This is a genomic window from Ahniella affigens, from assembly GCF_003015185.1.
In the GTDB taxonomy this organism is placed as follows: Bacteria; Pseudomonadota; Gammaproteobacteria; order Xanthomonadales; family Ahniellaceae; genus Ahniella; species Ahniella affigens.
In genome coordinates, this window is the sequence record NZ_CP027860.1 from 3,559,876 (window position 1) to 3,571,945 (window position 12,070).

A 12,070-nucleotide genomic window follows, 5' to 3' on the forward strand; every position below is an offset into this window, starting at 1 on the left:
CGACCATGAACTACTGGCTGTTCAAATCCGAACCTGAGGAATTCTCGATCGACGACCTGAAGCGCGTCAAAACCGAGCCGTGGACCGGGGTGCGCAATTACCAGGCACGCAACTATATGCGCGACAACATGAAAGTCGGCGATCTCGGTTTCTTCTACCACTCGAATTGCGAGACACCGGGCATCGTTGGCATTCTGAAGATTGCGAGCAAGGCGAAGCCCGATGCCAAGCAGTTTGATCCGGAAAGCGATTATTTCGATCCGAAAAGCAGCGCTGCCGACCCGCGCTGGGTCTGTGTGGAGGTCGGCTTCTCGCGAAAGTTGAAGCGCACGATTACGCTGGATGAGCTCAAGTCTCGCGACGACCTCGGCGATTTCGCGCTGACGCGGCGCGGCAACCGCTTGTCGATTCTGCCGGTGACCGCCGAGCAGTGGGCCCTGATTTTGAATTTGGAGTGAGTTATGAGTGATGCAGGGAAAAAGGCTGCCGCCAAACGGGCGATGGACTACGTCGAAGACGGCATGATTGTGGGTGTCGGCACCGGCTCGACGGTGGCGTTCTTCATCGACGCGCTGGCCGAACAAAAGCACCGGATCGAAGGTGCCGTGTCGAGTTCGGAGCGCAGTACCGCGGCGTTGAAAGCCGCCGGCATTCCGGTGTTCGACTTGAACCACACGGGCGATCTGGCGTTGTATGTGGATGGCGCCGATGAATGCGACGCGCACAAGCGCCTGATCAAGGGAGGCGGTGCGGCGCTCACGCGCGAGAAGATCATCGCTGCGGCCAGCAAGAAGTTCGTCTGCGTCGTAGACCCAAGCAAGCTCGTTTCGGTGCTCGGCAAGTTTCCGCTGCCTATCGAAGTCGTGCCAATGGCAAGAAGCTACGTCGGCCGGCAACTGGTCAAACTCGGTGGCCAACCAGCCTGGCGTGAAGGGGTGACCACCGACAACGGCAACTGGGTGCTCGACGTGCATAATCTGCAAATCGTCGACCCGGTGGGTCTCGAAACCGAGCTGAATCAGATTTCGGGTGTTGTGACGGTTGGTCTATTTGCCAGAAGACCGGCCGATGTGGTGATCGTCGGTGACCAGAAAGTCTTCTGAAACAGCCACTTGACTAAGCCAAGGCGGCCGTTCAGGCGCCGTTATTGACGGCGGTTCGCGCCGCCAGCTATGCTCGCACGCCTTTTTTGGCACAGAATAACCACAGAGGTATAGCCAAATGTATGCAGTAGTCGTTACCGGCGGTAAGCAATACCGCGTGATGCAGGGCGAATCCCTGCGGGTCGAGTTGCTCGACGCCGCCCCGGGTTCGGAAGTGACGTTTGACCAGGTGCTCCTGATTGGCGATGGCGATGCCATCACGGTCGGCCAGCCGACGGTCGCTGGCGCCAAGGTCACGGCGACGGTCAAGGAACACGGTCGGGCCGACAAGGTCAAGATCGTCAAGTTCCGCCGCCGCAAGCACCATCGCAAGCAGATGGGTCACCGTCAGCACTACACCCTCGTCCAAATCACTGGCATCGCGAAGTAATCGCGGTCTGGTTAGCTAGGAGTATTCGTCATGGCACATAAGAAAGGCGTAGGCAGTTCCCGCAACGGCCGCGACTCCAACCCAAAGTATCTCGGCGTGAAGGTTTACGGCGGTCAAGCGATTGAAGCCGGCAACATCATCATCCGTCAGCGTGGCACCCAGTTCCATCCGGGCACCAACGTTGGTCTGGGCCGCGATCACACCCTGTTTGCTCTGGCAGACGGCGTGGTCGAGTTCAGCACCAAGGGTCCGAATGGTGGTCGCCGCACCATCAGCGTGCGCACGGCCTAAGGCCATTGCCCGCATTTCGAAAGAGCCCCGCCACGCGCGGGGCTTTTTCTTTGTTTGAGTTGTAAGGACAATCCCCGTCATGAAATTCGTCGATGAAGCCGAGATCCATGTTGCAGCCGGAAACGGCGGCAACGGTAGCGTGAGTTTCCGGCGCGAAAAGTTCATTCCCCTCGGCGGCCCCGATGGTGGGAATGGCGGCGCGGGTGGCAACGTATGGCTGGAAGCCGACGAGAATCTGAACACGCTGATCGATTTCCGCCATGAGCGCAAATTTGCCGCCCAGCGCGGCGAGAACGGCGCCGGGCGCGAAATGACTGGGCGTGGTGGCGATGACATCGTCATCAAGGTGCCGGTTGGCACCGTCGTCACCAACGTCGAAACGGAAGAAGAAATCGGCGACCTGACGACCCACAGTCAACGCTTGCTGGTCGCCCGCGGCGGCCGCGGTGGCGCCGGCAACGTTAACTTCAAGAGTTCGACCAACCGCTCGCCACAGAAGGCCACATCCGGCCAGCCGGGTGAGGAACGCGAAATTCGCCTGGAACTGAAGCTGCTCGCCGATGTGGGCCTGCTGGGCTTCCCCAATGCCGGCAAATCAACGTTCATTCGCGCCGTGTCGGCGGCAACGCCGAAAGTGGCGGATTACCCATTTACGACGCTGCACCCGAATCTGGGTGTGGTCTCCGTCGGGCCGCTGAAGAGCTTTGTGATTGCCGATATCCCGGGCGTGATCGAAGGCGCGAGCGAAGGTGCCGGGCTTGGCATTCAGTTTCTGAAGCACGTGTCGCGCACGAGCTTGTTGCTCCATCTGGTCGATATCGCGCCGCTCGACGACACGGATCCGGTTGAACAGATCAAGATCATCGAGCGCGAACTGAAGAACTTCGACGCCAAGCTGTCCAAACGCCCGCGCTGGTTGGTCATGAACAAGATCGACCTCATCCCGGAGGACGAACGCGAAGATCGCATCCAGGACATCCTGAAGCGCCTGCGTTGGAAAAAGCCGTGGTTCGCGATCTCTGGCATTGCCCGCGACGGCACTGAAGCGATTGCCAAGAAGGCCATGGCATTCCTGGACAAGCAACGCCAGGACGAGCTGGACAAGCGCGCGGGATGATGCGCGCTGGCCGCAAATTCCAGGCAGCAAAAAAGCCGACGCACGCGTCGGCTTTTTTTGCAGCGATCACCAAAGGGCGATCAGGCCAGCTTCTTGATCTGAGCGGTGAGCGCAGATTTGTGACGGGCAGCCTTGTTCTTGTGGATCAGGCCGCGCGTGGCGAAACGGTCGAGCAGCGGCTCGGCAACTTTGTAGGCTTCAGCGGCGCCAGCTTTGTCGCCAGCTTCCACGAGCTTCAGGACTTTCTTGACAGCAGTACGCATCATCGAGCGCTGGCTGGCGTTATGCAGACGGGATTTCTCCGACGTACGCGCGCGCTTCTTGGCGGATTTAATATTGGCCACAGGACTCTTCCGGGATCAGGGGTTGAAAAAAGGACGCGAAGTATGGTGAGCATTGGCCGATTCGTCAACCCAGAGACCCGCCACCCTTCAGGAAAAACCCAGTTTTCGGCATGAAATTACTTCGCTCCAGCCTGGTTTTCAGCTTTTTTACCCTGCTGTCCCGCCTTGCCGGCTTTGCCCGCGACGCGCTCCAGGCCAGCCTGTTTGGGGCCGGGCCGGCCGTCAGCGCCTTTGTCGTCGCGTATCGTATCCCGAACTACCTCCGCCGGATCTTCGCTGAAGGCTCGTTTGCCTCCGCCTTTGTGCCCGTGCTCTCCGAACTCCGGCAGAAAGGCGATCAAAAGGCCTTGCAGGACTTCCTGGACCACATTGCGGGCGCCCTGCTCGCCGCCGTCGTCGTGGTTACCGGACTCGGCATGCTGCTGTCGCCGTTGCTGGCGCGTCTGTTCCTGATTCTGGCTGGGGACCATGGCGCCCAGACGGAACTGGTCGCCGACATGCTCCGAATCACGTTTCCGTATCTGACGTTCATCTCGATGACCGCCCTTGCCGGCTCGGTGCTGAACAGCTTTCGGCACTTCGGCCTGCCCGCATTCGCTCCGGTCCTGCACAACTTGTCGGTGATCTTCGCGATGCTCGTGCTCGCTCGCTACTTCGCTGTGCCGGAAAAAGCGCTGGCGTTTGGTGTGGTCATCGCCGGCGCGGCGCAAATGCTGCTGCTCTGGCCGGCGATGCGGCGTCTTGGGGTTATGCCGCGGTTTCGATTCAACCGTCAGCACGAGGGCGTCAAGCGGGTGTTCAAGCTGATGCTGCCGACGATTTTTTCGTCATCGGTCGCGCAGATCAACCTCTTGGTCGGCACGATCTTCGCAGCCGCACTCGCCGTGCAGGCGCAATCCTGGCTCTACTACTCAGACCGCCTGGTCGAGTTCCCTTTGGGCTTGTTTGGCGTTGCGATCGGCACCGTGATTTTGCCGCACTTGTCCGCACGCTTCGCCGACACGGATCACGCCGGATTTGCGGCGGCAATGAATTGGGGTCTGCGGGCGGTCTTGCTGATTGCGATTCCCGCTGCAGTCGGATTGGCGTCAGTCGCCGAGCCACTGACGGCGACGCTCTTTGGCTACGGCAAGTTCAAGGCCGAAGATGTGCAAATGACTGCCATCTCGGTACAGATGATGTGCCTGGGCATCCCTGCGTTCATGGCGAGCAAGGTGCTGTTGCCGGCGTTCTACGCCCGTCAGGATACGCGTACGCCGATGCGTATCGCCGTACACACCGTGATCGCGAATGTCGTGCTGACTATCTTGATCGTCACCCCACTGTGGAAGCTCGGTGTGCCGCGCGCCCATGCCGGCATCGCCTGCGCGACCGCCATGGCTGGCACGCTGAATGCATGGTGGCTGTATCGCAACCTTCGTCAGCAGGGCCTCTACATTGCGGGAACCGATCTTCACCGCTTTGCGCTCAAGGCCATGCTGGCTGCCGTGGCGATGGCGATCGCGCTTCATGTTCTTCGGCCCCTTGTTGGTGACCTGATGGCACTGCATTGGTCCAACCGATTGCTCGCATGTCTTTGCTTGGTAGCCGCCGGCGCGCTGGTCTTTACACTCTGTGGCCTGGCGTTTGGCATTCGTGCACGGGACTTGCGGGAACCGGTTTCGAAGGCCGACCCGGCAACTCGGGTCGAACAGTAAGCGGCAACGCCGATTCGAGCGCTTCAGGTCGCCACTATGCGCGCATGGGTGGCTCACTATGCGCGAATTACAGTGCTAAAGCGACGATTCACGGGACCTGCAAGTACCATCACAACTGACAGCCAACGAGCTAACCAGCCACCCAGTCATGCGCAAATCGCTTCAAACCCCCAAATTAACCACAGCGACGTTGCTGCTTCTGACTATGGGCGCCACCTCGTGCGCCTGGTCGGCAGGTTGGACGACCCAATTTCAGCATGTTGGCCCAGCTTCTGCGTTTGCCAATTCCGACGATCAAGTAACCGTGGATGCGCTCGGTACGGCGACCAGCATCCAGACGGTCGGCTACGACCCGGGCGACAGCAGCAAACGTGACCTGGTGATCCTTCGTACTGGTACAACGCCGGGCTCGTTCCGCCGTCAAAACCCCGATTCCCCGGCCTACTGGAATCTCTCGGTGACCGCTACTGGGACACGAACGTTCGCAGCCGTCACGCTGACAACGACGAGCGCACCACAGCAAAGCTGCTGGCTACTTGAAATCGGCAACACTGGTGTGATCAGCGAAACACAGCTAACCACTGGCGCAGCGAATGCCTGTCAGACGATTGTCGCCAACTCGAATCGCTTGTTTGTTGTAACGACCAATGATCAGGTGTTGATCACCGATTTTTCCGGCCAAATCCTGTCCACGGTCACTTTGAACACGGCGGAGGCGTTCGAGCGTCGAACCGCCATTGCCGGGAACGGCGACTTGATTTTGACGGAGCGGATCTCAACGTCGGCGGGCGATTCGAAACTGACGACCTCCCGAATCAGTGCCACTGGCAATCTGCTCTGGCAGCAAGATACCGACGGACTAACCTACAACTCGCGGTTTGTGCAGTCCGTGGCCCCTAGCGGTGACTTGGTATTGGCCTTTACGTTGGATCAGATGCTTAGCTTGAAGAAGCTCAATGCTGCCGGGCAGACGACCGCCAGTATCCAATCCGCGACTGGGAGCAACGACGGTGCAGACCTGTGCGTCATCAACGATGACGCCTACACATTCAGCAGAAGCGATACCGCAGTCACCATTCAAAAGGTGCAATTCACATCCGGAACGAGCCTAGTCGCGAGCGTGCCGATCGCTTCCGAATGGACCCCGTCACCGTTCGCTCGCTGCAACAATCAACGCATCTTTCTGAGTCTCGCCGGCAACCGACGGCATGATCTAACGGTGCTCAGTTTGGCTGGCGAAGTCATAAAGCGTACAAAGCTGAGCGATCGCTTGGACTTTCACTTCTTTGCGCAAAATGCCGAATACGTTGCATTGCTATCCAGCAAGCCGACGGCCCTTTTTGCGGCAGGTTTGAAACTATCGGTCTACAAGGCAAGCGGCGATGCCAAGAACAGTGCGGAAGTTGGTGAGTTCCCCATAGCGCCAGCAGGGCTGCAATTGGTAGCGTCCGAAAACAACGGCGTCGCTCTTGCCACGCACGCCTTTGGCGCGATTGCCGTACATGACGTGCAGCGCAATCAGCGGCGGTGGACGAAGCAAGTGCGGAGCGACTATCGCGAAGAACTGAACGTGTTCCCATTCCGCGTTCCGATTGAAATGGCCCGCCTTGGCAATGGCAGTACGGACGTCATGAGCGGAGATGGCTATTTCCACCTCCTGCGCTTCACCAGCAACGGGAATGAAGTGGCGCGACACCAGTTGCATTACTACGACGGTTTCGACTCGATACACGAATTGCGCCATTTGGCTGATGGCTCCATTCTCACCATTGCGAGTGGCGTTACCCATCTCATTCAGAATGGCGTTGCGACTGAGTTGCCGTTTGCTTCACTGTCGATTACTGGCGAGTCCAGAAACAGCCTGAAGCTCGTTGGATTCGTCAATCAGAACTGCGACTTTAGCCCGATTTGCGATGATTTCGAACCTCACAACTACGTCGCCCAACTGACGCCGCAGCTCGGAATCGTTCCCGGTACTTATTCCCGATTGCCTTACGACCTGGATACGCACCGACTGCACTCGAATGGCTATTTCGATCTGATTGGATACGGCGGTGGTCCTGACCACGCCGGCGTCTCGCGTTTTGCGCTCAACGGGACACGCGTTTTTGGACCCACCATTCCGGTTCCTGGAACCACTGGCCACACGATCAGTTACGCCGTGCACCCGGAACTCGGCCAAGTCGTTGCCCTGAAAAGCACAGCCGCTCCAAACACCAGTTCGATCCTGGCGCGCATCAGTGCACAGGGCACCGTGCTCTGGACCATTACGTTGCCATTTCGGGCGGATCAGTTAGCACTGGACGATGTCGGCCGCGTGGGCGTCACGGGTTATTCTGGCTCTGGCCGTTTTCTTCGTATTTTTGAATCTGACGGCTCGGTGTGGCAAAGCGAGGATTGCATGGATCGTCAATCATGCGCCTATGCCCCCAACCAGGTCGCGCAAGCCGGAACGCGTTGGTTTGCGTCGGGCACCTCGACACCGCTTAGCGGGGAAAGTGTTCGGCAGGTCTACGTCCGTGAGTACGACACCAGTCTGTTCGAGCACGGATTCGAATAGGTTGAGGGAGCCTCTGAACAAGTTCAGGAGCGATGCGGGCCATGGATGGCCCGCCCAGAATCAATCACGTCCGTTGTCGCTTTACGCTTGCGCCATCCCTGGCGCAAGCTGTTCGGCTGTTTATGGACAATCTACGGATGCCTGAAGTGCCGGCGGCTCAGCGCTTTGCCGGCAATCCGAGCTGCGGGAACGACAGGTATTTCAGCTCTTTGTCCTGGCCCGGCGTCAGCGTCGACTCCTTGGTGTCAAATGGGCCCACCGGAATCACGCACGGCTCAGACTGGTCATCGAACGATGAGCGAATCGAATTGCCGGTCGTTCCCGAGTGTGCCGAGAAGTGAATATGGCGAATGGCTGAGTTGCCCACGTTGCCCGACTCACCCAGGTACTGTCCGCGGCGGACGATGTCGCCCACTTCAACCTCGGTACCGTTGGTTTGGCCATGCAGATAGTGTGCCTCTGACCCATCCTGATGACGGACGAAGATGAAGTTGTTCGCACAACCCGAGCAATTGCCTGACTCGCCCTCTTCCACAGCAATAACCTGACCGGACCGCGCCGCGTAGATGCCCTTGTAACTCGCGGCCTCAGTTTCGAAATCCCAGGCATAACGATTCATGTCGTTGTTATGCGAGATTGAGCCGTTGTTGCCCTGTACAGTGAGCGTCTTACCGCGATAGGGCAGCAGATATAGAGAATCTACGCCCTTGCCAGCGAGCGAGCAGAACGCCACATAGTCGCGAACGATCTTTTCCGGTTTGCAGGTGTAACTGAAGTCGTCCTGGCTGCTCCAGTTGTTGCCAACGACCCGCGGAAAGCGAAGTGCGCTGAGCCGCGTCGTGCCCATGGTATCGATGAATGTACTGCGGCTGATCGATGGATCGTGAATCTCGAGTTCGTCATCACGATGCACCGCAAATGGCGTGTTGTTGGTGATCGGATTGTAGGCTGGGAAGCTGCTGCTGGAGATCGTGTAGGTGACTCCGCCGATCGTCACCTGCGACGTGGCAAGCGTGCGCGCGTACGCACGGAACTCCATATCCCAATCCGATGCCGCGCCATTGACGACTACGTTATTGGCGTAGTTGCTCTGCCATTCGTCATCGATGAACAGACGGTCGTTGATCGTGAAGTTGTCGTAGCGAAGCCCGGCGCTGCAGTAACTACCCAGTTGCGCCACGTTGATTGGGAACACCGTCTCGGCACCCAGCGGCGTAAAGCTGCAACCCCACACGCACGCGCGACGAATGGTCTGATAGCGCAACGTCGCGTTAATCGGCGTTGGATTCGTGCTGCTGCCGAAGCTCGCCGGGAAGAAGTCGGCCGGGAATGCAAAGGATTGCCCATCGGTCGCGAAGCTGCTGAGCACGACTGTCTTCGCACTGCCTCCGGACGGCGTGTACGTGAGCGAGATCTTTGTCCCATAGACGTTTGTTACACCGTCGATGACCTTCGGCCCGCAAATAACTTTGGATGCAATACGCTGTCCTTCTTCAAGATAGGCGGTCGCATTGCCCACGCCGGTTTGATAGCCCGTGATCTCGTAGAACGGGTTCACGCCCGGCATGTCTGGCGTCCGAATTCCGGCGCGCGCACACAGCCAGTCGAAGTTCAGATTCTTGCCGGCGAGCGCGGGCGCCGCGGGCATCATTGCTTCCACCAGGCTCGGCTCTGGGGTTGGCAGGCCAGCAAACTGACTGGCCGACCGGCACACCTCGGCCAAGGACGCTTTTAATTCGCCCCGGCTCTTGTCTTCGGCAGGCAGCGTGTCCAGCAGTTTGGGCAGTCCGCGATCAGCCAAACACAAGACCGACTCCGGCAAACGGGTTTTGGCCGATGCCGTGTCTGCCAGCGCAATCAGCAACGCTTCCAGCGATGTGGCCCGGCTACCGCTTTGCCAGTCCGCGTGGGTAACTTGCGCCGCAATCAATGCCTCCGACAAGCGACGGACCGCGGCGTGTCCATCGATATGCAACGGACGTTCAGAATCCAGGCGTTCACCCAGCACTTTGCTCGGTCGCAGCGTATCGATCGCGGCAACAAAGTCCAGACTGCTCTGAATCGGCGCTGCCTGCGCAGCTGTCGCTGCGACGAGAGTCAACAAGGCTGAAGCCAAAGGGGCTGAAACCAGAGGAACTGAAATCAAAGGCGTGCGCTGCCGCACGTGAACACGACGTGTCATGGGTACTCTCCAAGTGATCGATCCGCCTGCTGATTCGGGATGAGTCAGCTCATTGCGGAGTCCCTGTGAAGAACGCAGCGACTACCGCCAATGCACGCTTCGCATCGAAAATAAATTCCTGGCACCTCGCGTGCGGTATGCACTTCAGGGCCGTTAACGCGGACCCTGAAACGCCTGCCTGAATCATGGCTGAGTGCCTTGACTCCCGCGCGCTTTCAAGGCGAAGACGCAGCAATCAGTTCAGCCTCGGTTTGCGTCCTGGGACTACTGTTGAGCAGTCATCCGGCAACCAGGAAATCGCATCATGCCGAGCGTTGTGAGCTTATTGCTGTCGGTGTTTCTTGCGACGCCAGAGGCCTGTCCGCCGCCCGACGTCACGCTGCTTGAGGCGGCGTCGACCGCTCGGTCGAGATTCGCGGAACTGCTCGCAACGCGCCCGTCGTTTCCTGAGGAATCTGGAGCGATTGGCATACTGTGGCGGGATCCGGCCTGCGCGTTGATGACGCACGCACCGTCGATCCTGGATTCAAGCCACCTGGCGTTGGCGCGCGAGTGCGAACTGCTGTTGCATTTGAAGCCAGGCACCGCCAACCGCTACGAGTACTTGCTGCGGATGCCGATCACGCAACGCCAACCGAGTCGCATCGCGCTGGTCTGGCTGGCACCGACGGCAGACCATCTGGGCCTTCGGGAACACGTGTTGATTAGCGATCGCGACAACGTCTGGTACTGGCATGGACCAGTCAACGCGCCTTTTATTCAGCAGTTCCAATGCCGGGCAAATCCTTGGGCGGACCTGCCGCGCTGGTTTTGACCGGGAATGGTTTCGTTCGAAGGATGCGGTAGGGTGAACAAGGGCACCCGGGGATCGCTTGTTTGCGTTCGCACTCAGCATCGACGCAAGTTCAAGGTCTTTACACGTGCCGGACTCAATCTACCGACTGATCACCGAGCATCCCAAACTCAGTGCTTGTAGACGCTGCCCGCGCGAACCACGCCATTGATGCTTTTCAGCACGCGGACGTCCTTCAGGGGATTGCCTGAAACCGCAATCAGATCGGCTTGTTTGCCAACTTCCAGGCTGCCGACCTCCTGCTCAATCCCCAGCAGCGTTGCCGCATTCAAAGTGGCTGCGGCGATGGCCTCGGCTGGCGTCATGCCAAACTTGACCATCAGCTCGAACTCATCAGCATTGTGGCCGTGCAGGCTGACTCCAGCATCCGTGCCGAATGCAATGGGAATGCCCGCTTCGTGCGCCTTCTTCAGTGATTGCCCGGTGATGCCGATGCGCCATTCGATCTTGGCCTTGACCGACGGACTGTAGGCATCTGGGTTGGCTTTTAGGCGCTCGATGTAGCCGTTAATCGTGGACAGGGTTGGCACGTAATAGGCGCCCGACTGTTTGAACAGTTGGATCCCCGTGTCATCCAGCAGCGTGCCGTGTTCAATCGAGTCCGCGCCAACTTTAAGGGCGAGATTGATCCCATCCGCACCGTGCGCATGCACGGCAACTTTCTTGCCATAAAGATGTGCGGTATCGACAATTGCCTTCGCTTCATCCTCAAACATTTGCGCGCCAAGACCAAGTCCGATCCGGCTGTTGACCCCACCGGTACTCGCAAATTTGATCACGTCGGCGCCGCGTGAGATTTGCAACCGCACGGCCTCGCGACAGGAGTCGACACCATTGCAAAGGTTATGGCCGTCGTTCAGCAACTCGCGGAACTCATCGCGAAAGCCAAGACTGGAATCCATATGACCGCTGGTGGTGGAGATGGAGCGGCCTGCGTCGAGAATCCGCGGACCGATGACCTTGCCGTCGCGAATGGCATCGCGCAGCGCCAAGGTCACCCCATCGGCATCGCCGAGATTCCTGACGGTGGTAAACCCGGCCATCAAGGTTTTTTTGGCATTGACCTGCGCTTCATAGGCCTGCGCCGCGATGCTGTCGGTCATCATCGCCAATTGCGCTTCGACGCCGGCACGGTCGGAATCCAGATGCACATGGCAGTCAATGAGGCCAGGCAGAACGGTTTGGTCTTTCCAATCCAAGACCCGCGTGTCGGACGGTACGTTGGCCTGGGCAGGGCTGACATACCCGGCCGTCACGGCCCGCACCTTGCCGTCCACCACGACGATGGACTGCGCATCAAGTACGGGTCGGTCGGCTCGGACCATGACTTTGCCCGCATGAATCAGCACATTTTGCGCTGGCGCGTGGTGGACCACCAGACAGAACAACACAGCGAACCAGTATCGCATCGGTGATTCCTGGAGCAAGAGGGCGGGATTTCGGTTTCAAACCGGGGCGAGTGGCGCTGCGTTCGAGTGCGCCACACGCAATTG

Annotated in this window: 11 protein-coding genes; 8 read left to right on the top strand and 3 right to left on the bottom strand. The window is 58.9% G+C overall.

From position 1 onward, the window contains the following. Positions 1 to 5: 5 nt before the first annotated feature. From C7S18_RS13820 to cgtA, 5 genes are all read left to right on the top strand, one after another. Positions 6 to 458, top strand: coding sequence for an EVE domain-containing protein (locus C7S18_RS13820; protein ID WP_106892121.1), 453 nt, complete (start codon positions 6 to 8; stop codon positions 456 to 458). 3 nt (positions 459 to 461) lie between these two features. Continuing rightward, positions 462 to 1,103, top strand: a complete 642-nt coding sequence (gene rpiA, locus C7S18_RS13825) for a ribose-5-phosphate isomerase RpiA (protein WP_106892122.1) — start codon at positions 462 to 464, stop codon at positions 1,101 to 1,103. Between the two features lie 118 nt (positions 1,104 to 1,221). Continuing rightward, the gene (rplU, locus tag C7S18_RS13830; RefSeq protein WP_106892123.1) at positions 1,222 to 1,533 is read left to right on the top strand and encodes a 50S ribosomal protein L21; all 312 of its coding nucleotides are present in this window, start codon (positions 1,222 to 1,224) and stop codon (positions 1,531 to 1,533) included. Between the two features lie 30 nt (positions 1,534 to 1,563). Further along, positions 1,564 to 1,824: a 50S ribosomal protein L27 gene (gene rpmA, locus C7S18_RS13835; RefSeq protein WP_106892124.1), complete on the top strand. Its 261-nt coding sequence runs from the start codon at positions 1,564 to 1,566 to the stop codon at positions 1,822 to 1,824. A 79-nt stretch (positions 1,825 to 1,903) separates the two neighbouring features. Then, complete coding sequence (cgtA, locus tag C7S18_RS13840) at positions 1,904 to 2,941, top strand: Obg family GTPase CgtA (RefSeq protein ID WP_106892125.1); 1,038 nt, start codon at positions 1,904 to 1,906, stop codon at positions 2,939 to 2,941. An 80-nt stretch (positions 2,942 to 3,021) separates the two neighbouring features. On the opposite strand, the gene rpsT is transcribed toward cgtA, so the two are convergent. After that, entirely contained in the window at positions 3,022 to 3,285 is a 264-nt protein-coding gene (rpsT, locus tag C7S18_RS13845) for a 30S ribosomal protein S20 (RefSeq protein WP_106892126.1), read from the bottom strand. A 110-nt stretch (positions 3,286 to 3,395) separates the two neighbouring features. Between rpsT and murJ the strand changes: the two genes are divergently transcribed. Continuing rightward, entirely contained in the window at positions 3,396 to 4,982 is a 1,587-nt protein-coding gene (gene murJ, locus C7S18_RS13850) for a murein biosynthesis integral membrane protein MurJ (RefSeq protein WP_106892127.1), read from the top strand. A 148-nt stretch (positions 4,983 to 5,130) separates the two neighbouring features. Then, a complete protein-coding gene (locus tag C7S18_RS13855) occupies positions 5,131 to 7,542 on the top strand; it encodes a hypothetical protein (protein ID WP_146151920.1) in 2,412 nt (803 codons plus the stop codon). A 157-nt stretch (positions 7,543 to 7,699) separates the two neighbouring features. Here the strand turns inward: C7S18_RS13855 and C7S18_RS13860 are convergent, their stop codons facing one another. Further along, positions 7,700 to 9,724: a M23 family metallopeptidase gene (locus C7S18_RS13860; RefSeq protein ID WP_106892129.1), complete on the bottom strand. Its 2,025-nt coding sequence runs from the start codon at positions 9,722 to 9,724 to the stop codon at positions 7,700 to 7,702. Positions 9,725 to 10,028: 304 nt separating this feature from the next. On the opposite strand from C7S18_RS13860, the gene C7S18_RS13865 reads away from it, so the two are divergent. After that, positions 10,029 to 10,538: a hypothetical protein gene (locus C7S18_RS13865; RefSeq protein WP_106892130.1), complete on the top strand. Its 510-nt coding sequence runs from the start codon at positions 10,029 to 10,031 to the stop codon at positions 10,536 to 10,538. Positions 10,539 to 10,687: 149 nt separating this feature from the next. On the opposite strand, the gene C7S18_RS13870 is transcribed toward C7S18_RS13865, so the two are convergent. After that, positions 10,688 to 11,986 carry a metal-dependent hydrolase family protein gene (locus C7S18_RS13870; RefSeq protein ID WP_106892131.1) on the bottom strand — a complete coding sequence of 433 codons (1,299 nt, stop codon included), beginning with the start codon at positions 11,984 to 11,986 and terminating at the stop codon, positions 10,688 to 10,690. Positions 11,987 to 12,070: the final 84 nt, after the last annotated feature.